General features: G+C 61.7%; 26 protein-coding genes and 1 other RNA gene. 12 read left to right on the top strand and 15 right to left on the bottom strand.

Going from position 1 to position 26,881, the window contains the following annotated elements:
• Nucleotides 1-31: 31 nt before the first annotated feature.
• The 11 genes from IWW33_RS07835 to IWW33_RS07785 all read right to left on the bottom strand — a co-directional run bounded on the left by IWW33_RS07835 (nt 32) and on the right by IWW33_RS07785 (nt 9,907).
• The gene (locus tag IWW33_RS07835) at nt 32-298 is read right to left on the bottom strand and encodes a DUF3077 domain-containing protein (RefSeq protein WP_125923549.1); all 267 of its coding nucleotides are present in this window, start codon (nt 296-298) and stop codon (nt 32-34) included.
• Between the two features lie 114 nt (nt 299-412).
• On the bottom strand, nt 413-661 hold the full coding sequence (locus IWW33_RS07830) for a hypothetical protein (protein ID WP_174142462.1): 249 nt from the start codon (nt 659-661) through the stop codon (nt 413-415).
• Nucleotides 662-1,055: 394 nt separating this feature from the next.
• Nucleotides 1,056-1,447: a transfer-messenger RNA gene (gene ssrA / locus IWW33_RS07825) on the bottom strand.
• A gap of 99 nt (nt 1,448-1,546) precedes the next feature.
• Nucleotides 1,547-1,840, bottom strand: a complete 294-nt coding sequence (locus tag IWW33_RS07820; protein WP_174142461.1) for a hypothetical protein — start codon at nt 1,838-1,840, stop codon at nt 1,547-1,549.
• A gap of 150 nt (nt 1,841-1,990) precedes the next feature.
• Complete coding sequence (locus IWW33_RS07815; RefSeq protein WP_115273536.1) at nt 1,991-2,239, bottom strand: DUF3077 domain-containing protein; 249 nt, start codon at nt 2,237-2,239, stop codon at nt 1,991-1,993.
• Between the two features lie 4 nt (nt 2,240-2,243).
• Nucleotides 2,244-2,513 (bottom strand): hypothetical protein, encoded by a 270-nt coding sequence (locus IWW33_RS07810; protein WP_115273537.1) that lies wholly within the window; start codon nt 2,511-2,513, stop codon nt 2,244-2,246.
• A 391-nt stretch (nt 2,514-2,904) separates the two neighbouring features.
• Nucleotides 2,905-3,153, bottom strand: a complete 249-nt coding sequence (locus IWW33_RS07805; RefSeq protein WP_161871123.1) for a DUF3077 domain-containing protein — start codon at nt 3,151-3,153, stop codon at nt 2,905-2,907.
• Nucleotides 3,154-3,157: 4 nt separating this feature from the next.
• Nucleotides 3,158-3,427, bottom strand: a complete 270-nt coding sequence (locus IWW33_RS07800; RefSeq protein ID WP_115273537.1) for a hypothetical protein — start codon at nt 3,425-3,427, stop codon at nt 3,158-3,160.
• A 716-nt stretch (nt 3,428-4,143) separates the two neighbouring features.
• Complete coding sequence (locus tag IWW33_RS07795) at nt 4,144-6,954, bottom strand: FAD-binding and (Fe-S)-binding domain-containing protein (protein ID WP_174142459.1); 2,811 nt, start codon at nt 6,952-6,954, stop codon at nt 4,144-4,146.
• A 73-nt stretch (nt 6,955-7,027) separates the two neighbouring features.
• Nucleotides 7,028-8,173 (bottom strand): FMN-dependent L-lactate dehydrogenase LldD, encoded by a 1,146-nt coding sequence (gene lldD, locus IWW33_RS07790; RefSeq protein WP_012312630.1) that lies wholly within the window; start codon nt 8,171-8,173, stop codon nt 7,028-7,030.
• Nucleotides 8,174-8,236: 63 nt separating this feature from the next.
• The gene (locus IWW33_RS07785) at nt 8,237-9,907 is read right to left on the bottom strand and encodes a lactate permease LctP family transporter (RefSeq protein WP_046788144.1); all 1,671 of its coding nucleotides are present in this window, start codon (nt 9,905-9,907) and stop codon (nt 8,237-8,239) included.
• A 256-nt stretch (nt 9,908-10,163) separates the two neighbouring features.
• Here IWW33_RS07785 and IWW33_RS07780 point away from each other — a divergent pair, with 256 nt between their 5' ends.
• A complete protein-coding gene (locus IWW33_RS07780) occupies nt 10,164-10,931 on the top strand; it encodes an FCD domain-containing protein (protein ID WP_012312632.1) in 768 nt (255 codons plus the stop codon).
• 161 nt (nt 10,932-11,092) lie between these two features.
• On the opposite strand, the gene smpB is transcribed toward IWW33_RS07780, so the two are convergent.
• A complete protein-coding gene (gene smpB / locus IWW33_RS07775; RefSeq protein WP_012312633.1) occupies nt 11,093-11,575 on the bottom strand; it encodes an SsrA-binding protein SmpB in 483 nt (160 codons plus the stop codon).
• Between the two features lie 162 nt (nt 11,576-11,737).
• On the opposite strand from smpB, the gene IWW33_RS07770 reads away from it, so the two are divergent.
• Nucleotides 11,738-12,172 carry a type II toxin-antitoxin system RatA family toxin gene (locus IWW33_RS07770; RefSeq protein ID WP_174142457.1) on the top strand — a complete coding sequence of 145 codons (435 nt, stop codon included), beginning with the start codon at nt 11,738-11,740 and terminating at the stop codon, nt 12,170-12,172.
• 61 nt (nt 12,173-12,233) lie between these two features.
• Here the strand turns inward: IWW33_RS07770 and IWW33_RS07765 are convergent, their stop codons facing one another.
• The gene (locus IWW33_RS07765; RefSeq protein WP_012312636.1) at nt 12,234-12,770 is read right to left on the bottom strand and encodes an outer membrane protein assembly factor BamE; all 537 of its coding nucleotides are present in this window, start codon (nt 12,768-12,770) and stop codon (nt 12,234-12,236) included.
• 97 nt (nt 12,771-12,867) lie between these two features.
• On the opposite strand from IWW33_RS07765, the gene fur reads away from it, so the two are divergent.
• Nucleotides 12,868-13,272 (top strand): ferric iron uptake transcriptional regulator, encoded by a 405-nt coding sequence (gene fur, locus IWW33_RS07760; RefSeq protein ID WP_008096237.1) that lies wholly within the window; start codon nt 12,868-12,870, stop codon nt 13,270-13,272.
• 104 nt (nt 13,273-13,376) lie between these two features.
• On the opposite strand, the gene recN is transcribed toward fur, so the two are convergent.
• Nucleotides 13,377-15,050, bottom strand: coding sequence for a DNA repair protein RecN (recN, locus tag IWW33_RS07755; protein WP_174142455.1), 1,674 nt, complete (start codon nt 15,048-15,050; stop codon nt 13,377-13,379).
• A gap of 191 nt (nt 15,051-15,241) precedes the next feature.
• On the opposite strand from recN, the gene grpE reads away from it, so the two are divergent.
• The 8 genes from grpE to IWW33_RS07715 all read left to right on the top strand — a co-directional run bounded on the left by grpE (nt 15,242) and on the right by IWW33_RS07715 (nt 25,706).
• Nucleotides 15,242-15,796: a nucleotide exchange factor GrpE gene (gene grpE / locus IWW33_RS07750; RefSeq protein ID WP_012312638.1), complete on the top strand. Its 555-nt coding sequence runs from the start codon at nt 15,242-15,244 to the stop codon at nt 15,794-15,796.
• Nucleotides 15,797-15,897: 101 nt separating this feature from the next.
• Entirely contained in the window at nt 15,898-17,823 is a 1,926-nt protein-coding gene (dnaK, locus tag IWW33_RS07745) for a molecular chaperone DnaK (RefSeq protein WP_046788149.1), read from the top strand.
• A gap of 197 nt (nt 17,824-18,020) precedes the next feature.
• Nucleotides 18,021-19,145 carry a molecular chaperone DnaJ gene (dnaJ, locus tag IWW33_RS07740; protein WP_039602362.1) on the top strand — a complete coding sequence of 375 codons (1,125 nt, stop codon included), beginning with the start codon at nt 18,021-18,023 and terminating at the stop codon, nt 19,143-19,145.
• A 13-nt stretch (nt 19,146-19,158) separates the two neighbouring features.
• A complete protein-coding gene (gene dapB / locus IWW33_RS07735; protein ID WP_012312641.1) occupies nt 19,159-19,962 on the top strand; it encodes a 4-hydroxy-tetrahydrodipicolinate reductase in 804 nt (267 codons plus the stop codon).
• Between the two features lie 374 nt (nt 19,963-20,336).
• Nucleotides 20,337-21,473, top strand: coding sequence for a glutamine-hydrolyzing carbamoyl-phosphate synthase small subunit (gene carA / locus IWW33_RS07730; protein ID WP_039602472.1), 1,137 nt, complete (start codon nt 20,337-20,339; stop codon nt 21,471-21,473).
• A gap of 105 nt (nt 21,474-21,578) precedes the next feature.
• Complete coding sequence (gene carB, locus IWW33_RS07725) at nt 21,579-24,800, top strand: carbamoyl-phosphate synthase large subunit (protein WP_012312643.1); 3,222 nt, start codon at nt 21,579-21,581, stop codon at nt 24,798-24,800.
• The gene (greA, locus tag IWW33_RS07720) at nt 24,797-25,279 is read left to right on the top strand and encodes a transcription elongation factor GreA (protein ID WP_012312644.1); all 483 of its coding nucleotides are present in this window, start codon (nt 24,797-24,799) and stop codon (nt 25,277-25,279) included. Before carB ends, greA begins: the two co-directional genes overlap by 4 nt.
• Nucleotides 25,257-25,706, top strand: a complete 450-nt coding sequence (locus IWW33_RS07715) for a hypothetical protein (RefSeq protein ID WP_012312645.1) — start codon at nt 25,257-25,259, stop codon at nt 25,704-25,706. The genes greA and IWW33_RS07715 overlap by 23 nt, the downstream gene beginning before the upstream one ends.
• Before the next feature lie 12 nt (nt 25,707-25,718).
• Here the strand turns inward: IWW33_RS07715 and yhbY are convergent, their stop codons facing one another.
• On the bottom strand, nt 25,719-26,027 hold the full coding sequence (gene yhbY, locus IWW33_RS07710; RefSeq protein ID WP_003249945.1) for a ribosome assembly RNA-binding protein YhbY: 309 nt from the start codon (nt 26,025-26,027) through the stop codon (nt 25,719-25,721).
• 102 nt (nt 26,028-26,129) lie between these two features.
• Between yhbY and rlmE the strand changes: the two genes are divergently transcribed.
• Nucleotides 26,130-26,756, top strand: coding sequence for a 23S rRNA (uridine(2552)-2'-O)-methyltransferase RlmE (gene rlmE, locus IWW33_RS07705; protein WP_012312646.1), 627 nt, complete (start codon nt 26,130-26,132; stop codon nt 26,754-26,756).
• Nucleotides 26,757-26,881: the final 125 nt, after the last annotated feature.

Genomic DNA, 26,881 nt, shown 5'->3' with positions numbered 1-26,881 from the left:
GGGAGCACGCTTGGCCTGCACAGAGTAGCGCTCAAGTTTTCATCATCCCCAGTTCTGCATCATCGAGCAGGGCCTTGGCCAGGGCGCAGAGGTAGTGCGAGGCCCAGAGCAACTGCGGTTTGTCTTCCATCAGCCCGTCGATGCTCAGGTCGCGGGCATAGCCCATCAGTTCCGAGGCCTGCTCGCGAGCGGCCTGGCATGGGATGCCGGCTGCGATGCGGAAAAGGGCGTGGGTCTGGTTTTCACCTTGGAAGAAGGTGGTTTTGCCGACGGTGAATTTGGTTTCTTCGGTGGTCACTGTTTGATCTCCCTGAAGTCGTAGTCGCCTGGCCTAGCCCTATCGCCGGCAAGCCGGACGCCTACAAGTTCATCGTTGTGCGGGAGAGTCAGGCCAGGCAGGTCATGATGCGGGTCAGTGCAGCGTTTGCGGATCGGTGGATTTCTGGATTTGGACCAGCGCCGCTTCAAGCAATGTGCGTAGCGCCTCGAGCTCGTGCATTGAGATCATGATCAACAACGACACAGGTGACTTGGGCTGCATCTGCATCTGCATCGCCTGCTGGGCGACGGCTTCGGCGCACAAGGCGTAGTCAGCGGCCATCATCAGTGTGTCTTCCAGGGAGTGGAGTAGGTGGGGTGGATCGGGGACTATCTTCAACATGATTGCTTCCATTTCAGGGCCGTCACCGTCTGCTGTCAAACAGAGGGTGGCAGCTGTACGCGGGTTGACAGACCGGCGGAAACAACAAGTTCCGGCGCACGCAAGCGTGCCCGCACGTACAGCCGCCATAACGACGAACCGTTTTGTTGTTTACCGTCGCGACCTGTCAAAGTCATGCCGTTGATGTGCAACGACGCACCGAGACTAAGACCCTGGAAAAGCGACCGCAACGGAAAACAGGGTTGTAGAGTATCTTTGGGAAATGGACTACAAGAAAGGGGATAAATCTGACTTTTTCGCTGCATTTCGAAACGATCTGTAACGTCAAGCAGGTGCGATGTGATTATTTCAGGCACAAAAAAAGACGCCCGAGGGCGTCTTCTTCTTTAGGATTTGGTGGAGCCGGGGGGATTTGAACCCCCGTCCGCCAGTACTCCGCTGTCGGTACTACATGCTTAGCCGTGTCTATTGAGTTAATCCGCAGCCGCCCGACGGGCAGGGTGCTTTGGACGAGTTGGGTAAGTTTTAGTCGCTTTGCCCCCAACGTGCTACACGACGATCCTGTTCTGTATGACAATCATTTCGGGTTTACAGGCATCCCCTGATGATTGCTGGAGCCGAAGCTACCAGGAGAGCGGGCTCAGCTGCTTACGCAGCGAGAGCGTAACCCTCGTAGTTTTCGTCATTGGCAACTATAGAAAGTTGCAACAGTGGATTTACGAGTTCTGTTACCAACTCGGCATGCACCTAGAGTTTCGCTACCGGCGTCGAATCCTAATCGGCCCCACACTCAGCTCTAGCTGACGTACCTTTCGGCACGTGCTGCTGAGTATACGCCTTTGCGCGGGCGGCGTCGACAGCCGCTTCTTGCCGCCCGCTCAAAGCTTAGCTTCCGCTGCCACCGGCCGAGCCGCTGCCCTTGTCGGTTTTTTCCAGGCGTTCGAGCACTTTGGTGGAGATGGCAATGCATTCTTTGGTGTCGCCCGACGCCTGTGCGGCCTTGGCCTTGTCGACGTGTTCGGTGATGGCCTTGTCCAGGCCTTCGGAGGTGGCGCCGGCGGTGGCCATCTGGTCGTCGATCTTCTGCAGGTTGATAGTGCACAGGTCGTCAGCAGCGAACACCGGTGAAGCCAGGAGGGTAGCGGCCGCGAAGAGGGCCGAAAGCGCGGTACCTTTCATGGGTGTCTCCTTGAAGGCCTCTGGAAGGTGGGCCTGTAAGGGTGGACTGTTGGGGTTTGCCGAGGGTTCAATCGGGGTGCTGGCTTGGCGACATGATGGTGTGCGGCGGGGTGTGGCCGCTGATTGGGCCGCAGCGCGGCCCGGGTTGTATCAGTGGGATTTGTTCAGCCCAAGCTCGATGTCGTCGATCAGCGCCTTGGCCATCTCGCTCAGGATGCGCGCCGCGCTGCCGGCCTGGCGGTCGTGTTCCATTTCGGCTTCGGTGGTGAGATGGCGGATGCAACCGAGCAGTACTGATAGCTGGCTGAAGGCGTGCTCGAAAGGCACGCCCGGTTGCAGGCGAAACAGGTCGAAGGTTTCACTGCCGGCTGTGGTGACGTTTTTCAACGCGTCATTCATTGAGTCACCTCTGCCTTTGCGCGTTGTAGAGGCCAGTCAAGGCATGCTCGATCAGGGCTCTGGACGTCTCGCAGGCATGCTCGGCGTTGCTGAGCATGCTCAGGCCCGGTTCGCCGGCGTGGGTGCGGCAGTGTTCGTCGATGGTTTCGGCGACGCCGCGCAGCAGTTCGCTGGCGTGGGCAAGGGCGTCTGGAGGGGGCATGTCGCTGTGGATGGAGAAGTAAGGGTTGGTGAGGAGTTTGGAGCGGGGTGGGTCGGGTACGATTTTCTTCATGGTGCAGATCCCAGTTTGATTACTCAACAGGAGCTGCCTACGCGATCCTTTCTCACGGGATTGGGTGGCAGCCATGCGTGGGGTGAGAAACCGGTAAACATGGGAAATCCGGCCAGACCGAGGTCTGCCCACGCAGGGCCGCCATTACGAGGCTGCTGTCATGTTTACGGGGTTCTCACACCCTGTCGTTCGAAAACGACCCAGGGAAGTTAGCCCTGATGGTTGTGAGCAACAACAGCGAAACGGCAGCAGCGGTCGTAGGATAAATCCCAAAGCATTTAATCCAGAAGCATTTGGTTGCAGGTTAGGAAATGTCTTACGGGTGGAGGGCTTAGGTGAGGGCTGTGCCCTCGATCGCCGGCAATTGGGCCGCAGCGCGGCCCGGGTGGCATCAGTGGGATTTGTTCAGCCCAAGCTCGATGTCGTCGATCAGCGCCTTGGCCATCTCGCTCAGGATGCGCGCCGCGCTGCCGGCCTGGCGGTCGTGTTCCATTTCGGCTTCGGTGGTGAGATGGCGGATGCAACCGAGCAGTACTGATAGCTGGCTGAAGGCGTGCTCGAAAGGCACGCCCGGTTGCAGGCGAAACAGGTCGAAGGTTTCGCTGCCGGCTGTGGTGAGGTTTTTCAACGCGTCATTCATTGAATCACCTCTGCCTTTGCGCGTTGTAGAGGCCAGTCAAGGCATGCTCGATCAGGGCTCTGGACGTCTCGCAGGCATGCTCGGCGTTGCTGAGCATGCTCAGGCCCGGTTCGCCGGCGTGGGTGCGGCAGTGTTCGTCGATGGTTTCGGCGACGCCGCGCAGCAGTTCGCTGGCGTGGGCCAGGGCGTCTGGAGGGGGCATGTCGCTGTGGATGGAGAAGTAAGGGTTGGTGAGAAGTTTGGAGCGGGGTGGGTCGGGTACGATTTTCTTCATGGTGCAGATCCGATCGTGGCTGGATTTGAGCTGCCCTTCGTCTTCCTCTCACAGAATAGGGTGGCAGCCGAACGCGGGGTGAGAGACCGGCAAAGATCGGCATAAGCCAGCCAGGCCGAAGCCTGCCCGCGTTGCGGCTGCCATAGCAGTACTGCCGAAGTTTGCGGGCTCTCACACCCAAATCGTCAAAGATGACGACCCAGGGAAGTTAGCCCTGATGGTTGTGAGCAACAACAGCGAAACGGCAGCGGCGGTCGTAGGATAAATCCCAAAGCATTTAATCCAGAAGCATTTGGTTGCAGGTTAGGAAATGTCTTACGGGTGGAGGGGGTAGGCGAGGGCTGCGCCCTCGATCGCCGGCAAGCCGGCTCCCACAAGGAGCTGCGTTAACTTTTAGAAATTGGTGAGACTGTTGCTCCAGGGGCGCGCCAGCTTTTAGAAGTTGAGCAAGACAGTTGCTTCCACAGGTAAAGCGCAGGGCTGAAGAACTGCGCGGTCGCGGTGGGAGCCGGCTTGCCGGCGATGGGCTGCGCAGCAGCCCCCATAGCGGAGCTGTAATAGCCCGAGCGCGCTCGACGGGACCAGCGAGCATCTGGGGCCGCTTTGCGGCCCATCGCCGGCAAGCCGGCTCCCACCTGGATCGCGCCAGCTTTTAGAGGTTGAGCAAGACAGTTGCTACCACCGGGGGCAGCGCTTGCCGGCGAATCGAGGACAGATCAGAGGGTACGTGGGCGGGTGACGCGATCCACCAGGTAAACCAACCCGTGGTAATCGATCCCGCTGTGGCTGGACAGCCCGATCTCACAGGTCCGGCTGGTGGAAATCCCTTCACTGCAATACTGCACTGCGTCCTTCAGGCTGCGCAGTGAGTGGGCATTGAGCTCTGGTGTGGTAAAGCCCTTGTCACCGGCAAACCCGCAACAGTGAATCCCTTCCGGGATCACCACTTGCGTGCTGCAGCGCCGTGCCAGGTCGATCAGCGCCTGGCTTTCACCCAGGTGCTGGGTGCTGCAGGTCACGTGCACCGCCACCGGTTCGTTTTGTGGGGTGAACTCCAGCTTGTCCAGCAGGTGGGTGCGGATGAAGCGCACCGGGTCGTACAGGTCCAGGCGGGTGTCGCCCAGGTCCTGCACCAGGCGCAGGGTGCAGGGGCTGGTGTCGCAGTAGATGGGGTCGAGGCCGCCGCGGCTGGCGTGCAGCAGCGCGTTGATCAGCTCTTGGCGCTTGTGCTCCGCTTGCTCGGGGTAACCTTTGGACGCGAACGGCTGCCCGCAGCACAGGCTGTCGGCGTTGCCGGGGAACACCACCTGGTAACCGGCCTTTTCCAGCAGGGCGCGGGTCTTGTCCATTAGGGAGCTTTGCTCGCGGTCGGCATAGGCCGGGCCCATCACCCGTGACACGCAAGCCGCCAGGTACACCACCCGTGGCCGGGCATCGTTGCTCGCCGGGCCGAAATCGATGCTGCGCAACGGCTGCGGCATGGCGGGGGACCATTGCGGCAGGCGGCCTTTGCTGGCCTTGCTCAACGAGGCACTCAGGCGGCCCAGGCGCGGGGCGCCGAGCAGCTTGCGGGCGGTGTTGGCGGCGGTCAGGGTCAGGCGGGCGCCACCCAGTGCAGTAGGGAAGTGCTCGGCCAGCCAGTCGGCGGTCTTTGCATGCTCGGCGGCCTGGCTGCGCAACTTCTTCACCAGCTCGCCGGTATTGATGCCCACCGGGCAGCGCTGGGCGCACAGGCCGGTGGCGGCGCAGGTGTCGATGCCTTGGTACTGGTAAGTCTGCAGCAGTGCGCGGGTATCGATGCCGGCGCGTTTTTTCGCCTGAATGTCACGCCACATGACGATGCGCTGGCGTGGGCTGAGGGTCAGGCCTTTGGAGGGGCAGACCGGTTCGCAGAAGCCGCACTCGATGCATTTGTCGACGATCTCGTCGGCGGCGGGCAGCGGCTTGAGGTTTTTCAGGTGAATGTCCGGGTCTTCGCTCAACACCACGTCGGGGTTGAGGATGCCGTTGGGGTCGAGCAGGCGCTTGAGCGTCCACATCAGCTGATAGGCGTCATGCCCCCACTCCAGCTCCACGAACGGCGCCATGTTGCGGCCGGTGCCGTGCTCGGCCTTGAGCGAGCCGCCGAACTCCACGGCCACCAGTTGCGCCACGTCATCCATGAAGGCCTGGTAGCGCGCGACTTCTTGCGCGCTGTTGAAACCCTGGGTGAAGACGAAGTGCAGGTTGCCCTCCAGCGCATGGCCGAAAATGATCGCTTCGTCGTAGTGGTGCTTGTCGAACAGCTGGATCAGGCGGTTGACGCCTTCGGCCAGTTGCTCGACGGGGAAGGTGACGTCTTCGATGATCACCGTGGTGCCGGTCCGGCGCACGGCGCCGACGGCGGGGAAGGTGTCCTTGCGGATCTTCCACAGCTGGTTGTACACCGCCGGGTCTTCGCTGAAGTCGACTTTCTGTTCCAGCGGGTATTCGGCGATAGAGGCCATGACCTGTTGCAGTTGTTCGTGCAGCAGGCTCTGGCTGGCGGCGCGGGACTCGATCAGCAGCGCGCAGGCATTGCCCGACAGGCCTTTTACCCACAGCGGCATGCCCGGCATGTTTTGCACCGAACGCAGGCTGCGGCGGTCGAGCAGCTCCACGGCGGACACCGGCTGGCGCTTGAGCACGGTCACCGCGCGGCAGCAGCTTTCCACGCTGGGGAACACCAGCAGCGCGCTGGCCTTGTGCGGGTGATCGGGCACGGTGTCGTAGGTGACGGCGCTGATGAAGCCCAGCGTACCTTCAGACCCAACCAGCAAATGCTGGAGGATATCCAGGGGCTTGTCGTAGTCCACCAGGGCGTTGAGTGACAGGCCGGTGGTGTTCTTCAGCCGGTACTTGTGCCGGATGCGCTCTGCCAGTTCGGTGTTGGCGCGGGTTTCGCGGCCAAGCCGGGCCAGCGCTTCGAGCAGGTCGGCGTGGCTGTTTTCAAAGGCGGCAACGCTGGCCGGGTCCTCGCTGTCCAGGCGCGTGCCGTCAGCCAGCACCAGGCGCAGGCCGGCCAGGGTGTGGTAGGTGTTCTGTGCGGTGCCGCAGCACATGCCGCTGGCGTTGTTGGCAACGATGCCGCCGATCTTGCAGGCATTGATCGAGGCCGGGTCCGGGCCGATCTTGCGCCCGTAAGGGGCCAGCCAGGCGTTGGCCTGGGCACCGATAACCCCGGGTTGCAGGCGGATCTGTTCGCCCTGGCCACGGATCTCCTTGCTGCCCCAGTTATCGCCGAGCACGATCAACACCGAGTCACTGATAGCCTGGCCGGACAGGCTGGTGCCCGCGGCGCGGAAGGTCACTGGTACGCGCTCGCGCTGGGCCAGTTGCAGCAGCCCGACCACTTCGTCTTCCGACTCCACGCGCACGACCAGCTTGGGGATCAGCCGGTAGAAACTGGCGTCGGTGCCGAAGGCCAGGGTGGACGTGGCGTCGTCGAAACGGCGATCGGCGGGTATCAGGCGCTCGGCATCACGCAGGAATGCGGCGGGCAGGCTCATGCTATCTCCTCACCGGGCCACGGCGTCTGGCGCGCCGCATGCCCGGTCATACAGGCGGTGTTTTTGCAGGCGCTCAAGCGCCCAGTTCGCGTACCAGCGAGTCGCGGCTGATCTCGCTGATCGCCTTGGCGCCCGTGAGCACCATGGCTACGCGCATTTCCTTTTCGAACAGTTCGAGCAGGTTCTTCACCCCGGCCTGGCCATGCACGGCCAGGGCCCAGAGGAAGGCGCGACCGATGAGCACGGTGTCTGCGCCCAGGGCGATCATGCGCACTACATCGAGGCCGCTGCGGATGCCGGAGTCGGCGAGGATTTTCAGGTCGCCTTTCACTGCGTCGGCGATCGCTGGCAACGCACGGGCGCTGGACAGCACGCCGTCGAGCTGGCGGCCGCCGTGGTTGGAGACGACGATGCCGTCGGCACCGAACTTGACCGCGTCACGTGCGTCGTCGGCGTCGAGGATGCCTTTGATGATCATCGGGCCGTCCCAGAACTCGCGGATCCATTCCAGGTCCTTCCACGAAATCGACGGGTCGAAGTTGCTACCCAGCCAGCCGATGTAGTCGGCTAGGCCGGTGGGGTTGCCGCGGTATTTGGAGATGTTGCCCAGGTCGTGCGGGCGGCCCATCACGCCAACGTCCCAGGCCCATTCGGGGTGGGTCATGGCCTGCAACACGCGGCGCATTGGCCCGTTGGCACCGCTCATGCCGGAGTGTGCATCACGGTAACGGGCACCTGGCACCGGCATGTCGACGGTGAACACCAGGGTTTTGACCCCGGCGGCCTTGGCCCGCTCCAGCGCGTTGCGCATGAAGCCGCGGTCTTTGAGCACATACAGCTGGAACCACATCGGCCGGTCGATGGCTGGCGCCACTTCTTCGATCGGGCAGACCGACACGGTAGACATGGTGAAGGGGATGCCATGGGCGGCTGCCGCACGGGCTGCCTGCACTTCGCCGCGGCGGGCATACATGCCGGTGAGGCCGACCGGGGCGAGGGCCACGGGCATGCTCAGGGTTTCGTCGAACAGCCGGGTTTCCAGGCTCAGCTCGGACATGTTCTTCAGCACCCGCTGGCGCAGGGCAATGCCGGCCAGGTCCGAGACGTTGTGGCGCAGGGTGTGCTCTGCGTACGCGCCGCCGTCGGCATAGTGGAAGAGGAAGGGGGGCAGCTTGCGTTGGGCCGCGGCGCGATAGTCGGTGGAGGCGGAAATGATCATGGATTCTCGCAGCGTGGGTTGAAGGAGATGCCGGGCGCTCGGTGGCGCCCGGCCCCTTTCACTTTAGTGATGGACCAGCATGCCGGTCAGCCAGTAGGCCTGAACCAAGGTGATCAGGCCGACGATGGTGGCGAAGAACAGGCTGTGCTTGACGGTGAAGCGGAACAGGTCGGACTCCTTGCCGACCAGGCCGGTGGCTGCGCAGGCCACGGCGATCGACTGCGGCGAGATCATCTTGCCGGTCACGCCGCCGCTGGTGTTGGCTGCTACCAGCAGGGTGTCGTTGACCCCGATCTGGTGGGCAGTGGTGGCCTGCAGCGAACCGAACAGGGCATTGGACGAGGTGTCGGAGCCTGTGAGGAACACACCCAGCCAGCCCAGGAACGGCGAGAAGAACGGGAACGCGGCGCCGGTGCCGGCCAGTACCAGGGCCATGGTCGAAGACATGCCCGAATAGTTGGTGACGAAGGCGAAGGCCAGGACCATACCGATCGACAGGATCGGCCAGCGCAGCTCCCAGAAGGTTTCCTTGAAAGTGGTAAGACCAGTTTTGAAGTTGATCTTCAATACGGCCATGGAGATCAGCGCGGACAGGAAGATCGCTGTGCCGGTGGCGGAGATCGGGTCGAGCTTGAACACCGCTGGCATGGCGGTCGGCGCGGCGACGATCGGCGCGGTCTTGATCACCAGTTGGTCGAGGTGCGGGATGGCGAAGTTGAACACGAAGTTGTACATCGCGCCGCCCGGGGCGAACGCCGCCTTGAACGGTTTCAGGGTCCAGATGGTGACCAGCACGGTGAGGATCAGGAACGGCGACCAGGCCTTGAAGATTTCACCGAAGCTGTAAGGGCTTGGCTGGCTGCCGCCGCTGCTGACCACGGCGGCGCCGACGCTGCCTTTGGCTTCGGCGAACGAGCGCTTGGGCTGCCAGACCTTCAGGAACAGGGTCAGGGCGACAAGGCTGGCCAGGGCCGAGGTGATGTCCGGCAGTTCCGGGCCGATGAAGTTGGAGGTGAAGTACTGGGTGACGGCGAAGCTCAGGCCGGCCACCAGGGCTGCAGGCCAGGTTTCTTTGACGCCGCGCAGGCCGTCCATCATGAACACCAGCCAGAACGGCACGAACAACGACAGCAGAGGCAGCTGGCGGCCGGTCATGGCGCCGATGTGGAAGGCGTCGATGCCCGTGACCTGGCCGGCGACGATGATCGGGATGCCCAGGGCGCCGAACGCCACGGGGGCGGTGTTGGCGATCAGGCACAGGCCGGCGGCGTACAGCGGGTTGAAGCCCAGGCCCACCAGCAGCGCGGCAGTGATTGCCACTGGTGCGCCGAAGCCGGCCGCGCCTTCGAGGAAGGCACCGAAGCAGAAGCCGATCAGCAGCACCTGCAGGCGCTGGTCGTCGGTGATCGACAGTACCGAGCTGCGGATCACCTCGAACTGGCCGCTCTTGACCGTGAGTTTGTACAGGAACACCGCGGCTACGATGATCCAGGCGATTGGCCAGAGGCCGTAGAGGAAGCCATAGCCCGCGGCAGCGAGGGCCATGTCGACCGGCATCTGGAAGGCGAAGATCGCCACCAGCATCGATAATCCAAGGGTAATGCTGCCGGCGACGTGGCCTTTGAGGCGGAACACGGCGAGGGCCAGGAAGAAGAACACGATGGGTATGACCGCCGCCAGTGCGGACAGGCCAAGACTACCAAGCGGGGAATAGAGTTGTTGCCAGGTTTGCATATGGGGTAGCCCCTAATTGTTGTTGGTCAGGCACTGGCATTGGATAATTGGTAAGACCAATTTACAATGGCTGGACGCTAGGTTAAAAGCGCTGTCATGGGTGTGTCAATTTGTCCCGTGCAAAACTTTGGTCGTGTGCCGATGAGCGGGCGGCTGATGGTGTTTGAAAATCGTCGCCTGACGGGTGTCGGCGTGGCCCGGATCGGCGAGAATAGACGCCCCCTGAACTTTGCCGGGGGTTTGTGGAGAGCATGTGATGGTTTTTGATCAGGTCCGCCAGCGGCGCCTGTCCGACGACATCGTCGATCGGTTGGAAGGGATGATTCTCGAAGGCACGCTGACCTCAGGCCAGCGGCTGCCGGCCGAGCGCGCCCTGGCCGAGCAGTTCGGTGTGTCGCGCCCCTCACTGCGCGAGGCGATCCAGAAGCTGGTGGCCAAGGGGCTGTTGGTCAGCCGGCAGGGTGGCGGTAACTATGTGGCCGAATCGCTCGGTTCAACCTTCAGTGACCCATTGCTGCAACTGCTGGAGCACAGCGCCGAGGCGCAGCGCGATTTGCTGGAGTTCCGTCACACCCTGGAGGCGTCATGCGCCTACTACGCTGCCCAGCGCGCCACCGAGCCAGATCGGGCGCGCCTCAAGGCTGCATTCGACACCCTGCAGGACTGTTATGCGCGGGCTGACCAGGTCACGCGTGCAGAGGAGGGCGCGGCGGATGCGCGATTCCACCTGGCGATTGCCGAAGCCAGCCACAATGCCGTGCTGCTGCATACTATTCGCGGGTTGTTCGACCTGCTTAAGCGCAACGTGGTGACCAACATCGGGGGCATGTACCAGCAGCGTACCGAAACGCGGGACATGCTGATCAGCCAGCACCGTGAGTTGTACCAGGCGATTGTCGAGGGCAGGGCGGACGATGCGCGGGAGGTGTCCAGCCGGCACATTCTGTATGTGCAGGAGGTGCTGGAAGAGGCGCAGAACGAAGCCCAGCGCGTAGCGCGGGCAGAGCGGCGCAGCGGGCGCTGATCGGTTGCCGCTGAATGCGCGCCCTGTAGGAGCGGCCTTGCGTCGCGAAAGGGCCGCAAAGCGGCCCCAGGGATCTCGGCAGCGCCGCAGAAAGCTGGGGCTGCTACGCAGCCCTTTCGCGACACAAGGCCGCTCCTACGGCGGCCGCGCAAGGGCGGGAATTAGTCTTCCTTGCCCTTGTTGCGCACCGCACGCTGCAGCTCGCGGTTGGAATCGCGTTCGCGCACGGTGTCGCGCTTGTCGAATTCCTTCTTGCCCTTGCCAAGCGCAATCTCGCACTTGATCAGGTGCTTGCTCCAGTACAGCGCCAGGGCCACACAGGTGTAGCCCTTCTGCGCCACCGCAGCTTCCACACGCTCCAGCTCGCGCTTGTTCAGCAGCAGCTTGCGCGAGCGGATAGGGTCGGCGATGACGTGGGTGCTGGCAGTGGTCAGCGGGGTGATGTGGCTGCCGAACAGCCAGGCTTCGCCATCCTTGAGCAGCACGTAGCTGTCGGTCAGGTGCGCCTTGCCGGCCCGCAGGCTTTTTACTTCCCAACCGGACAGGACCAGCCCGGCCTCGAACTTGTGTTCGATGAAGTAATCGTGTCGCGCCTTTTTGTTTTGCGCGATGGTCCCGGTCGGATGTTTCTTTTGTTTAGCCATAGGGGCGGCATTATAGGCAAGTCACCGCGTGGTCGGCTACGGGATTTAGGTGCGCTTGAGCCACCGCAATGAATACCGGACAATACAGGCCCTGTCTTACGCACAGAACCTGTTTTTGGCACGCTGCGAAGCCCGCCACCCAGCCTTGGAAGTGACGCCTGGATGACTACCCATATTCAACGCTCCGCCCTGCTGCCGTACCCTGCCCAGTCGCTGTACGACCTGGTCAATGATGTAGCCAGCTACCCGCAGTTCCTGCCTTGGTGCTCGGCCTCGACTGTGCTCGAAGCCAGTGACACGCACATGCGCGCCAAGCTGGAGGTGGCCAAAGGTGGCATGAGCCAGCAGTTCGTGACCCGCAATGTGCTGGTGCCCGGGCAGTCCATCGAGATGAACCTGGAGGAAGGGCCGTTCACCCAGTTGCATGGCGTGTGGGTATTCAAGGCGCTGGGTGAAAAAGCCTGCAAGATCAGCCTGGACCTGTCCTTCGATTACGCCGGGCCGATTGTGCGGGCGACCTTGGGGCCGCTGTTCAACCAGGCCGCCAACACGCTGGTGGATGCGTTCTGCCAGCGTGCCAAACAGCTCAATACGTGATGCTGCCAAGTCATCAGGCACAAAAAAGCCCGGACTGATCCGGGCTTTTTTACGCCTGCATTTACTGCGGCGAGGTATCCAGCGGGGCAGGTGTCGGCACCGGTGTGGTCTCGATGGTGTCGATCTCGCGCTGGATGGATTCCTCCACCGAGCCTGGCTTGGCCGGCGCCTCTTCCGGCTGCGATGCTGGCTGGCCTGGCTGGGTGGCCGGGCTGACAGTGGTATCGCTGCTGCCGCCCAGGATTTCCTGGTCGCGGCTCACGCCTGGCATGAAGTCGCCCGACAGGCTGACCAGTTGGTCGCTGTCGTTGAAGAATATGCTCATGCGCTCCTGCTGGCGTTGGCCGCCACCGGGTTGCAGGCTGTACAGGTAATCCCAACGATTGGTGTTGAAAGTATCCTGGAGCAGAGGGTTGCCCATGATAAACCTTACTTGCCGGCGGGTCATTCCGGGGCGTAATTGGTCTATCATGTCTTGCGTAACGACATTGCCCTGCTGGATGTCGATTTTGTAAACCCCGGGAAACGAGCAACCGGCGAGTGCGAGCAGTCCCACGAAGGTGAGGCTGGTTAGCAAGAGCTTGGTGTTGTTTTGCATCGGTGGGCGACTTCCACTATCTTGGCTGGACAACGTAAACCCCGATCATACCCGTATTAAGAGAAGCTGCGAAGCAGCATCGGCGAGAAAGCTGACCATGGTTGAAAATAGCGAATTGCGCAAAGCCGGTCTCAAGGTGACACTGCCTCGAGTCAAGATCCTTCAGATGCTCGACTCGACCGAGCAACGTCACATGAGCGCCGAGGATGTCTACAAGGCGCTGATGGAGGCTGGCGAGGACGTCGGTCTGGCAACCGTTTATCGCGTACTCACCCAGTTCGAGGCTGCTGGGCTGGTGGTACGGCACAACTTCGATGGCGGTCACGCAGTTTTCGAGCTGGCGGACGGCGGTCACCACGACCATATGGTCAACGTGGAGACCAGTGAAGTCATCGAATTCATGGACGCCGAAATCGAGCGGCGCCAAAAAGAGATCGTGGCCGAGCATGGCTACGAGCTGGTGGACCACAATCTGGTCCTCTACGTGCGTAAGAAAAAGTAACGATTGCGGTCGTTATTAAGAGCAAAGGCGACCCTGGGGTCGCCTTTGTGCTTTCTGCTGCAGGGGTAGCTGCGTGAGCCGGCTGTCGGCGATGACGCCAAGTATCACGCCTTACCGGACACCACCATCTTGCGCGCATGCGCCAGCGATTCCTTGGTCAGGTCGATCCCGCCCAGCATCCGCGCCACTTCCTCGACCCGCTCGCGCTTGCCAAGGCTGGCCACGGCAGTGTGCGTGGTGTCGCTGTTGCGCACCTTGTGCACGAACAAATGATGATGGCCCTGCGCCGCGACCTGCGGCAGGTGGGTGACGGTCAGCACCTGGCCGCGCTCACCGAGGCGGCGCAACAGCTGGCCGACGATCTCGGCCGTCGGGCCACCGATGCCCACGTCAACCTCATCGAAGACCAGTGTCGGGATGCGTGAGGTTTGCGCCGTAATGACCTGGATCGCCAGGCTGATCCGTGACAGTTCGCCGCCCGAGGCCACCTTGGCCAAACCTTTGAGCGGCTGCCCGGGGTTGGCGCTGACCAGCAGTTCTATCTGCTCCAGGCCGTGTGGCGACAGGTCGCTGCTTTCGTTGGGTGTGAGTTCGATGCAGAACCGCCCGCCAGGCATGCCCAGGCGCTGGATCTCCTGTTCGACCGCGATGGCGAGCTGCTGGGCCGCCTGCTGGCGCAGGGCGCTCAACTCGATCGCCCTTTCCTGATAGTGCTTGGCATAGGCCGACAGTTCTTCGCCCAGGCGCTCTATGGATTCGTCGCTGGCATTCAGGCCTTCCAGCTCCTCCATCAACTGCTGCTGCAGGTGGGGCAGTTCGGTCGGGTGCACGCGATGTTTGCGCGCCAGGGTGTAGATGGTGTCGAGGCGCTCTTCCAGGGCCTGCAGGCGCATGGGGTCGGCGTCGAAATTGTCGAGGAAGCGGTTGAGTTCGCCTACGGCTTCTTCTATCTGGATCTGTGCGCTGGCGATGAGGTTGGCGGCTTCACCCAGCGCCTTGGGGGTGTTGGCTGCGGCGCCCAGGCGATTGAGGCTGGAGGTGAGGGCGCCGAGCACATTGCCTGAGTCGCTTTCGCTGCATTGGTCGATGACCTGGCGGCAGATGCCGAACAGGGCCTCGGCGTTGGTCAGGTTCTTGTGCTCCTGCTCCAGTTGCTCCAGTTCGTTTTCACCCAGGCCAAGGTTGTCGAGCTCTTCCAGCTGATAGCTGAGCAACTGTTGGCGGGCGCGCTGCTCATCGCCGGAGTTGGACAGGCGCTCGAGCTCCAGGCGGGTCTGGTTCCAGCGCTTGGCTGCGAGCTGGACCTGGCGGGACAGGTCGATGGCGCCGGCATATTCGTCGAGCAGGCGGCGGTGGGTGTCGGTCTTGAGCAGCGATTGGTGCTCATGCTGGCTGTGGATGTCGATCAGCAGTTCACCGAGCGCCTTCAGGTCACCCAGTGGGCAGGGCGTGCCGTTTATATAGCCGCGGCTGCGGCCTTCGGCCGTGATGACGCGGCGCAGGATGCACGGGCCGCCGTCGTCCAGGTCGCGCTCGGCCAGCCAGGTGTGCGCTTCGGGGATATCCACCAGATCGAAGGTGGCCAGGATGTCCGCCTTGTCCGCGCCAGGGCGCACCACGCCGCTGTCGGCGCGATCACCAAGGGCCAGGCCGAGGGCGTCGAGCATGATCGATTTGCCTGCGCCGGTCTCGCCGGTGATGACGGACATGCCGCGGGCGAGTTCGAGATCGAGGTGTTCGACGATGGCGTAGTTGTGAATGGACAGATGCACCAGCATGGGGCGGCTCCCGAGAAGTCAGGTCTGGTTATTTATACAGTACTTTTTTCGAGCCTGCCAATGCCTGCTCGCAGTTTCCATCGTCGACCTGAAAACCGCTTTGCCCCTTGAAGCTGATTTTTCCGGCCCCATATAGCCGGCAGACACGGCGAGCTTTGCTCGTACTACAGAGATTGCGGAGGAGAGACCCCATGGCTGACGAACAGCTGAATGAGAAAGACCTTAACGCCGAAGAGGCTGGTGCAGTGGATAACGGCGCCCGCGTTCAAGAGCTCGAGGAGCAGCTGGCCGCCGCCAAGGATCAGTCCCTGCGTGCCGTCGCCGACCTGCAGAACGTGCGTCGCCGCGCCGAGCAGGATGTCGAGAAGGCGCACAAGTTCGCCCTGGAGAAGTTTGCCGGCGACCTGTTGCCGGTGATCGACAGCCTGGAGCTGGCTCTGGCGCACTCCAGCGCTGAAGATGAGCAGGTCAAGAAGATCCGTGAAGGCGTCGAACTGACCCTCAAGATGTTCCAGGACACCCTCAAGCGTTACAACCTCGAAGCCATCGACCCGCACGGCCAGCCGTTCAATGCCGAGCACCATCAGGCCATGGCCATGCAGGAAAGCGCCGAGGTAGAGCCCAACAGCGTGCTGAACGTGTTCCAGAAGGGCTACCTGCTCAACGGCCGCCTGCTGCGCCCTGCCATGGTGGTGGTCAGCAAGGCGCCGAGCGCGCCGCAGCCTTCTATCGATGAAAAGGCTTGAAATCTGACGGGCCATCCCCATCTAGGTGTCAAGCCTTCAAGTATTACCGCAGTTGGCCAAAGTAGTCGCTGCTACCAAATTCAAGTTTCGGGAGAGTAAACATGGGCAAAATCATCGGTATCGACCTGGGGACCACCAACTCGTGCGTCTCCATTCTGGAAAACGGTAACGTCAAGGTCATCGAAAACGCCGAAGGTGCGCGTACCACCCCTTCGATCGTGGCCTACGCCAATGATGGCGAAATCCTGGTTGGCCAGTCGGCCAAGCGCCAGGCCGTCACCAACCCGCACAACACCCTGTTCGCAGTGAAGCGCCTCATCGGCCGCCGCTTCGAAGAAGATGTCGTGCAGAAAGACATCAAGCTGGTGCCGTACAAGATCGTCAAGGCTAACAACGGTGACGCCTGGGTCGAGGCTGCCGGCAAGGAAATGGCGCCGCCGCAGATCAGCGCCGAAGTTCTGAAAAAGATGAAGAAGACCGCCGAAGACTACCTCGGCGAGCCAGTCACCGAAGCGGTCATCACCGTTCCGGCCTACTTCAACGACAGCCAGCGTCAGGCCACCAAAGACGCCGGTCGCATCGCGGGTCTGGACGTAAAGCGCATCATCAACGAACCGACCGCTGCTGCGCTGGCCTATGGCATGGACAAGGCCAAGGGCGACCACACTGTCATCGTTTATGACCTGGGTGGCGGTACCTTCGACGTATCGGTCATCGAAATCGCCGAAGTCGACGGTGAGCACCAGTTCGAAGTGCTGGCCACCAACGGCGACACCTTCCTGGGTGGCGAAGACTTCGACATGCGCCTGATCGACTACCTCGTCGACGAGTTCAAGAAAGAGTCGGGCATGGACCTGAAGAACGACCCTCTGGCCCTGCAGCGTCTGAAAGAAGCCGCGGAAAAGGCCAAGATCGAACTGTCCTCCGCTCAGTCGACCGACGTCAACCTGCCGTACATCACTGCAGATGCGACCGGTCCGAAGCACCTGAACGTGAAGATCTCCCGCGCCAAGCTGGAGTCGCTGGTGGAAGACCTGGTCAACCGTACCATCGAGCCTTGCCGCATCGCCCTGAAAGACGCAGGCATCGACGCCAGCAAGATCGACGACGTGATCCTGGTCGGTGGCCAGACCCGTATGCCGCTGGTTCAGAAGGCCGTTGCCGATTTCTTCGGCAAGGAAGCCCGCAAGGACGTCAACCCGGACGAAGCAGTTGCCATGGGCGCTGCCATCCAGGGTGCCGTACTGGCCGGTGACGTGAAAGACGTACTGCTGCTGGACGTCAGCCCGCTGACCCTGGGTATCGAAACCATGGGCGGCGTGATGACCCCGCTGATCGAGAAGAACACCACCATTCCGACCAAGAAGTCGCAGGTGTTCTCGACTGCCGACGACAACCAGGGCGCAGTGACCATTCATGTGCTGCAGGGTGAGCGCAAGCAGGCTTCGCAGAACAAGTCGCTGGGCAAGTTCGACCTGGCTGACATCCCGCCAGCACCGCGTGGTGTTCCGCAGATCGAAGTGACCTTCGACATTGACGCCAACGGCATCCTGCACGTCGGCGCCAAAGACAAGGCCACCGGCAAGACTCAGTCGATCGTGATCAAGGCCAACTCCGGTCTGTCCGACGAAGAGATCGAAAAAATGGTGCGTGACGCCGAGGCCAATGCCGAGGAAGACCGCAAGTTCGAAGAGCTGGCCGCTGCCCGCAACCAGGGTGATGCGCTGGTTCACTCGACCCGCAAGATGGTCGCTGACGCCGGTGACAAGGTCACTGCCGAAGAGAAGACTGCCATCGAAGCGGCCGTGGTTGCCCTGGAAGCTGCTGTGAAAGGCGACGACAAGGCTGCCATCGATGCCAAGGTCGAAGAGCTGTCCAAGGTCTCCGCGCCGGTAGCCCAGAAGATGTACGCCGAGCAGTCGGCCGAACAGCCTCAGGGCGGCGCTCAGCAGGCCGAGCCGGAAGCCAAGCACGATGACGTGGTTGACGCCGAGTTCGAAGAAGTGAAAGGCGACGACAAGAAGTAATCGTTGCATGTTGTCGGCCAGCCCACCGCCGTTTGGCGGTGAGCTGGTAGGATGTCGCCGCGCGGGGGCTTGCTCCCGCGTTGGCGTATCTGGAATTCGAGAATTTTTACAGCATTTGTCTGGGCCGCATCGGGTCTTCAGGCGGGTGCTGACGGCGCGGCGCGGATGCCGAACGCCCAACAAGGTGCAAATGACCTATGTCCAAGCGTGATTATTATGAGGTCCTGGGTGTCGAGCGCGGCGCCAGTGAAGCAGACCTGAAAAAGGCTTATCGCCGCCTGGCGATGAAGTACCACCCGGACCGCAACCCGGGCGACAAAGAGTCCGAAGACAAGTTCAAGGAGGCCAACGAGGCCTACGAAGTACTGTCTGACGCGAGCAAGCGTGCGGCGTTCGACCAGTATGGTCACGCCGGCGTCGACCCGAGCATGGGTGGCGGCGGTGCAGGCTTCGGTGGCGCCAACTTCTCCGACATCTTTGGCGATGTGTTCAGTGACTTCTTCGGTGGTGGTCGTGGCGGTGGTCGTGGTGGTGCTTCGCGCGGCAGCGACCTGCGCTACACCCTGGAGCTGAACCTGGAAGAAGCCGTGCGCGGCACCACGGTCAGCATTCGGGTGCCGACCCTGGTCAACTGCCAGCCTTGTGACGGCAGTGGTGCGAAGAAGGGTTCGACCCCGTCGACCTGCCCGACGTGCGGCGGTATCGGCCAGGTGCGCATGCAGCAGGGCTTCTTCTCGGTGCAGCAGACCTGCCCGCGCTGCCATGGCCAAGGCAAGATCATCACCGACCCTTGCGGTTCGTGCCACGGTGAAGGCCGTGTCGAGGAATACAAGACCCTGTCGGTCAAGGTGCCGGCCGGCGTCGACACTGGCGACCGCATCCGCCTGTCCGGCGAAGGCGAGGCAGGCACCCATGGTGGCCCGACCGGCGACCTTTACGTGGTGATCAACGTGCGTGAGCACGAGATTTTCCAGCGTGACGGCAAGCACCTGTATTGCGAAGTGCCTATCAGCTATACCGATGCCGCTCTGGGTGGCGAGCTGGAAGTGCCGACCCTCGATGGTCGTGTGAAGCTGAAGATCCCGGAAGGCACGCAGACCGGCAAGCAGTTCCGCCTGCGTGGCAAGGGTGTGGCACCGGTGCGTGGTGGTGGTGCGGGTGACCTGCTGTGCCGCGTTGCGGTCGAGACCCCGGTCAACCTCAGCCGTCGCCAGCGTGAACTGCTCGAAGAGCTGCGCGACTCGCTCGAAGGCGACAGCTCCCACTCGCCCAAGGCCAATGGCTGGTTCGATGGCGTGAAGCGCTTCTTCGGCGATCTCTGACAAGGAACAGGCTATGCGACGTATTGCAGTGATGGGCGCGGCAGGGCGGATGGGCAAGACCCTGATCGAAGCCGTGCAGCAAACCCAGGGTGCTGGGCTGACGGCGGCGATTGATCGCCCGGACAGCTCGCTGGTGGGGGCGGATGCCGGTGAGTTGGCGGCGCTCGGTCGTATCGGCGTGCTGCTGTCGGATGACCTGGCCAAGGTTGCCGACGATTTCGATGTGCTGATCGACTTCACTCACCCTTCGGTGACCCTGAAGAACCTGGCGTTTTGCCGCAAACATGGCAAGGCGATGATCATCGGCACCACCGGTTTCACCAGCGAGGAGAAGCAGCTGCTGGCCGAGGCGGGTAAGGACATCCCGATCGTCTTCGCCGCCAACTTCAGCGTAGGCGTCAACCTCAGCCTGAAGTTGCTGGACATGGCGGCGCGGGTGCTGGGCGATGATGTCGACATCGAGATCATCGAGGCGCACCACCGCCACAAGGTCGATGCGCCGTCAGGCACTGCGCTGCGCATGGGTGAGGTGGTTGCCAATGCCCTGGGCCGTGATCTGCAGGAAGTGGCGGTGTATGGTCGTGAGGGCCAGACGGGCGCGCGTGATCGCCAGACCATCGGCTTTGCGACTGTGCGTGCCGGCGATGTGGTCGGTGACCACACCGTGCTGTTCGCCGCTGAAGGTGAGCGCCTGGAAATCACCCACAAGGCTTCCAGCCGCATGACCTTCGCCAAGGGTGCGGTGCGTGCCGCGCTGTGGCTGGATGGGCGTGAGGCGGGCTTGTACGACATGCAGGATGTGCTGGAGCTGCGTTAAGCCGTTCCCTCGGGGTACATGTGATCCCTGGTAGGAGCGGCCTTGTGTCGCGAAAAGACTGCGCAGCAGTCCCAGCTTTCTGCGGCGCTGCCGAGATCCCTGGGGCCGCTTTGCGACCCTTTCGCGACACAAGGCCGCTCCTACACGCGTGTTCATTGCCCAAGAAGGTCAGTCTGTCGCAATCATGTGTTTTAGAGGCACATTTGCGGTAGACCAAAAAAGCACTTTTCTGTAAGCTACAGCTTTAGTGTGTCCACTAAAAGCGCGCAGCGAATTGAATTCAGCACATAGAAGCGGGGTGACGTGTCCATACGTCACTCCGCTTTTTTGCAACCTGCGATCGCCCTTTCATGCTTGATTTACGGGAGGTCTTCTTGACAAAGCCAGCCATACTCGCCCTTGCCGACGGCAGTATTTTTCGCGGTGAAGCCATCGGAGCCGACGGTCAGACCGTTGGTGAGGTGGTGTTCAACACCGCTATGACCGGCTACCAGGAAATCCTTACAGACCCTTCCTACGCGCAGCAAATCGTTACTCTGACCTACCCGCACATTGGCAACACCGGCACCACCCCGGAAGACGCCGAGTCGAACCGTGTCTGGTCCGCTGGCCTGGTCATCCGTGACCTGCCGCTGCTGGCCAGCAACTGGCGTAACACCCAGTCGCTGCCTGACTACCTCAAGGCCAACAATGTCGTTGCCATCGCCGGCATCGACACCCGTCGCCTGACCCGTATCCTGCGTGAAAAGGGCGCTCAGAATGGCTGCATCCTCGCCGGTGACAACATCAGCGAAGAAGCCGCCATCGCCGCTGCCCGCGCCTTCCCTGGCCTCAAGGGCATGGACCTGGCCAAGGTCGTTTCCACCAAGGAGCGTTACGAGTGGCGCTCCAGCGTGTGGGAGCTGAAAACCGACAGCCACCCGACCCTGGAAGCTTCCGAGCTGCCGTACCACGTTGTTGCCTTCGACTACGGCGTCAAGCTGAACATCCTGCGCATGTTGGTCGCCCGTGGCTGCCGCGTGACCGTGGTGCCTGCCCAGACCCCGGCCAGCGAAGTGCTCGCGCTCAACCCCGATGGTGTGTTCCTGTCCAACGGCCCTGGTGATCCGGAGCCATGCGACTACGCAATCCAGGCGATCAAAGAGATCCTCGACACCGATATTCCGGTGTTCGGCATCTGCCTGGGCCACCAGCTGCTGGCGCTGGCCTCTGGCGCCAAGACCGTGAAAATGGGCCACGGCCACCATGGTGCCAACCACCCGGTCCAGGACTTGGACACCGGTGTGGTCATGATCACCAGCCAGAACCACGGTTTCGCCGTAGACGAAGCCACCCTGCCGGGTAACGTCCGCGCCATCCACAAGTCGCTGTTCGACGGCACCCTGCAGGGTATCGAGCGTACCGACAAGAGCGCGTTCAGCTTCCAGGGCCACCCTGAAGCGAGCCCGGGCCCGACCGACGTCGCGCCACTGTTCGATCGTTTCACCGATGCCATGGCCAAGCGCCGCTGAGCATCCTGCTTCAAGGCCCCGGGCCGGCACATGCCGCGCCCGGAAGCGCCTGACCCAGATTGTTCAAAGCGGCTTGCCGACTGACCCCGGATTTGAGTGACCACCATGCCAAAACGTACAGACATCAAAAGCATCCTGATTCTCGGCGCTGGCCCGATCGTGATCGGCCAGGCCTGCGAATTCGACTACTCCGGCGCCCAGGCCTGTAAAGCCCTGCGCGAGGAAGGTTTCCGCGTCATCCTGGTGAACTCCAACCCAGCCACCATCATGACCGACCCGGCCATGGCCGACGCCACCTACATCGAGCCGATCAAGTGGCAGTCGGTGGCCAAGATCATCGAAAAAGAGCGCCCGGACGCCGTATTGCCGACCATGGGTGGCCAGACCGCACTGAACTGCGCCCTGGACCTGGAGCGCCACGGCGTTCTGGAGAAGTTCGGCGTAGAGATGATCGGTGCCAACGCCGACACCATCGACAAGGCCGAAGACCGCTCGCGCTTCGACAAGGCCATGAAGGACATCGGCCTGGAGTGCCCGCGCTCCGGTATCGCCCACAGCATGGAAGAGGCCAATGCGGTCCTTGAGAAGCTTGGCTTCCCATGCATCATCCGCCCGTCGTTCACCATGGGTGGCACAGGTGGTGGTATCGCTTACAACCGTGAAGAGTTCGAAGAAATCTGCACCCGTGGTCTGGACCTGTCGCCGACCAAAGAGCTGCTGATCGACGAATCGCTGATCGGCTGGAAAGAGTACGAGATGGAAGTGGTCCGCGACAAAAAGGACAACTGCATCATCGTCTGCTCGATCGAAAACTTCGACCCGATGGGCGTGCACACCGGTGACTCGATCACCGTTGCTCCAGCGCAGACCCTGACCGACAAGGAATACCAGATCATGCGCAACGCCTCGCTGGCGGTGCTGCGTGAAATTGGCGTTGAAACCGGCGGTTCCAACGTGCAGTTCGGTATCTGCCCGAACACCGGCCGCATGGTCGTGATCGAGATGAACCCGCGTGTTTCGCGTTCCTCGGCGCTGGCTTCCAAGGCAACTGGCTTCCCGATCGCCAAGATCGCCGCCAAGCTGGCCATTGGTTACACCCTGGACGAACTGCAGAACGACATCACTGGCGGCCGTACCCCGGCGTCCTTCGAGCCGTCGATCGACTACGTCGTCACCAAGCTGCCACGCTTCGCCTTCGAGAAATTCCCGAAAGCCGACGCCCGCCTGACCACCCAGATGAAGTCCGTGGGTGAAGTCATGGCCATCGGCCGTACCTTCCAGGAATCCCTGCAGAAAGCCCTGCGTGGCCTGGAAGTCGGTGCTTGCGGTCTCGACCCTAAAGTCGACCTGGCCAGCCCGGAAGCCGCCGGCATCCTCAAACGCGAGCTGACCGTGCCGGGCGCCGAGCGCATCTGGTACGTGGCTGACGCCATGCGTTCGGGTATGACCTGCGAAGAGATCTTCGCCCTGACCGGCATCGACATGTGGTTCCTGGTTCAGATGGAAGACCTGATCAAGGAAGAAGAGAAGGTCAAGACCCTGGCCCTGTCGGCGATCGACAAGGACTACATGCTGCGCCTCAAGCGCAAGGGCTTCTCGGACCAGCGTCTGGCCAAGCTGCTCGGCATCACCGACAAGAACCTGCGCCGTCACCGCCACAAGCTGGAAGTGTTCCCGGTGTACAAGCGCGTCGACACCTGCGCTGCCGAGTTCGCCACCGACACCGCCTACCTGTACTCCACCTACGAGGAAGAGTGCGAGGCCAACCCGTCGACCCGCGACAAGATCATGATTCTGGGGGGCGGCCCTAACCGTATCGGTCAAGGCATCGAGTTCGACTATTGCTGCGTGCACGCGGCACTGGCACTGCGTGAAGACGGTTACGAGACCATCATGGTCAACTGCAACCCGGAAACCGTCTCCACCGACTACGACACCTCCGACCGCCTGTACTTCGAGCCGTTGACCCTGGAAGACGTGCTGGAAGTCTGCCGCGTCGAGAAACCAAAGGGTGTCATCGTGCACTACGGCGGCCAGACCCCGCTGAAACTGGCTCGCGCCCTGGAAGAGGCCGGCGTACCGATCATCGGTACCAGCCCGGACGCCATCGACCGTGCCGAAGACCGTGAGCGCTTCCAGCAGATGGTTCAGCGCCTGAACCTGCTGCAGCCGCCAAACGCTACCGTTCGCAGCGAAGAAGAAGCCATCCGTGCCGCGGGCGGTATCGGTTACCCGCTGGTGGTGCGCCCTTCCTACGTACTGGGCGGCCGTGCGATGGAGATCGTCTACGAACTGGACGAGCTCAAGCGCTACCTGCGTGAAGCCGTGCAAGTGTCCAACGACAGCCCGGTACTGCTGGACCACTTCCTCAACTGCGCCATCGAGATGGACGTGGATGCGGTCTGCGACGGCACCGACGTGGTGATCGGCGCGATCATGCAGCACATCGAGCAGGCCGGCGTTCACTCCGGTGACTCGGCGTGCTCGCTGCCGCCTTACTCGCTGAGCAAGGACGTGCAGGACCAGGTTCGCGATCAGGTACGCAAGATGGCCCTGGAGCTGGGCGTGGTTGGCCTGATGAACGTGCAGTTGGCCTTGCAGGGCGACAAGATCTACGTGATCGAAGTCAACCCGCGCGCCTCGCGTACCGTGCCGTTCGTGTCCAAGTGCATCGGCACTTCCCTGGCGATGATCGCTGCCCGCGTCATGGCTGGCAAAACCCTGAAAGAGCTGGGCTTCACCCAGGAAATCATCCCGAACTTCTACAGCGTCAAGGAAGCCGTCTTCCCGTTCGCCAAGTTCCCGGGGGTTGACCCGATCCTCGGCCCTGAGATGAAATCGACCGGTGAAGTCATGGGTGTCGGTGACAGCTTCGGTGAAGCGTTCGCCAAGGCTCAGATGGGTGCCAGCGAAGTGCTGCCAACTGGCGGTACCGCGTTCATCAGCGTACGTGACGACGACAAGCCACAGGTGGCTGGCGTTGCCCGTGACCTGATCGCCCTGGGCTTCGAAGTGGTCGCTACTGCAGGTACCGCCAAGGTCATCGAGGCGGCCGGCCTGAAAGTGCGCCGCGTGAACAAGGTGACCGAAGGCCGTCCGCACGTGGTCGACATGATCAAGAACGACGAAGTGTCGTTGATCATCAACACCACCGAAGGCCGTCAGTCGATTGCCGATTCCTATTCGATTCGTCGCAATGCGTTGCAGCACAAGATTTACTGCACCACGACCATTGCGGCTGGTGAAGCCATCTGCGAAGCGCTGAAATTCGGCCCTGAAAAGACCGTTCGTCGCTTGCAGGATCTGCATGCAGGACTTAAAGCATGAGCATTACCAAGTATCCGATGACCGTCCAGGGCGCTCGCGCCCTGGAAGAGGAGCACCTGTTCCTGAGCAAGACCGAGCGCCCGCGCCTGAGCCAGGCCATTGGCGAAGCACGCGAACTGGGCGACCTCAAGGAAAATGCCGAATACCATGCCGCCCGTGAGGAGCAGGGTATGGTCGAGGCGCGTATCCGCGACATCGAAGGCCGTCTGCAGAACTCGGTAGTGATCGACGTGACCACTATCCCTCACACCGGCAAAGTGATTTTCGGCACCACTGTGGTGCTGGCCAACACTGAAACCGATGAAGAGGTGAGCTACCAGATCGTTGGTGAGGATGAAGCCGACGTGAAGCAAGGCAAGCTCTCGAGCGGCGCACCGATCGCCCGTGCCATCATCGGCAAGGAAGAAGGTGATACTGTCGTCGTCAAGACGCCAAGCGGCTCGGTCGAGTACGAGATTGTCGAAGTCAAGCACATCTGACCGGCGCCTGCGGGCGCCATCCCTTGAGGGGATCCTCTGGCAACTGGCCCAGGTTTTCTGGGTCGGTGGCCTTTGGGTGTTCCATGTTGGGCTGGTGCCTGCGCTCAAGGTCAGTGGCCTGGCACCTTTGCTGGTACAGGATATCGCCGGGCAGATTGACCGTTGGTTGATTGGCGTGGCGTTGCTCGGGCTGCTGACGCAGCTGGCAGTACTGGCGAGGGTCGATGGCCTGGCGGCCTGGTGGCGGCAATTTCGTGGCCAGATGCTGTTGCTCGGCTTTGCGGCCTGCGTGGGGTATTACACCTTGCGCTATGGCATCTCGGTCGGCGAGCGCTGGCAGATGTTCTGTTTTCTGGTTCTGGGTTTTTCCGGCATCGTGCTGGTGGCTCAACCGGTACCGGTCAGGGCGCGCCAAGCGCGCCACTGATCGGCGCCACCGTTACTTGTAGCGGTGGATGTTGGACAGCTGTTTGTTCGGCTGTGGGTTCTTGCGGTAGATCAGCGCTTTCTTGCCGATGGTCTGCACCAGCTCGGCGCGGCCGGCCTTGCACAGCTCTGCGATGGTCTCGGCGCGCTCTTCGCGATCTTCCGAGCGAATTTCGACCTTGATCAGCTCGTGGTCGACCAGTGCGCGCTCCAGTTCGGCGATCACGCCTTCATTCAAACCGTTGCCAGCAACGATCAGGACCGGTTTCAGGTCATGACCAATGGATTTGTATTGCTTCTTCTGCTCGTTATTGAGCGGCATAATCTGACCCTTTCCGTCTGATTCTGTAAAATTGACGGGCATTTTACCCGAGGGCCTGTGGCTCCGCCCAGTCAAACACGACGCATATCATCGAGGTGCCCCGTGGTACAACGTTCCAAAAGCAGCGCTAACTGGCTGCGAGAGCATTTTAACGACCCTTTTGTTAAGCAGGCGCAGAAGGATGGCTACCGCTCGCGTGCGAGCTACAAACTGCTGGAGATCCAGGAGAAAGACCGCCTGATCCGCCCAGGCATGAGCGTGATCGACCTGGGCGCGGCGCCGGGTGGCTGGTCGCAAGTGACCAGTCGTCTGATTGGTGGCCAGGGCCGTCTGATCGCTTCGGACATCCTGGAAATGGACTCGATCCCGGACGTTACCTTCATTCAGGGCGACTTCACCCAGGATGAGGTCTTGCAGCAGATCCTCGATGCGGTCGGTGATTCGCACGTAGACCTTGTGATTTCTGACATGGCCCCCAATATGAGTGGTACGCCTGAGGTGGACATGCCGCGCGCCATGTTCCTCTGTGAGTTGGCCCTGGACCTGGCAACCCGTGTGCTCAAGCCCGGCGGTGATTTTCTGATCAAGATTTTCCAGGGCGAAGGCTTTGACATGTACCTGAAGGATGTGCGCACCAAGTTCGACAAGGTGCAGATGCGCAAGCCGTCCTCTTCACGGGATCGCTCGCGTGAACAGTACCTGTTGGGTAAGGGTTTCAAGGGCGCTTGAATGGCGTGCCGCGGGGTGGTCGATAGTTATTTCCAATCGGCTGCCCCGTCTGGATTGTCCGAACTTCGTGTAGTCTAGATTTCACAAAGGGTTACAGACGGTGCCTGCGGTTGCGTAGGTAATGT

It is taken from the genome of Pseudomonas sp. M2, assembly GCF_015751845.1.
GTDB classification, from domain to species: domain Bacteria; phylum Pseudomonadota; class Gammaproteobacteria; order Pseudomonadales; family Pseudomonadaceae; genus Aquipseudomonas; species Aquipseudomonas putida_E.
This window is presented reverse-complemented; position numbering and strand designations above follow the sequence as displayed.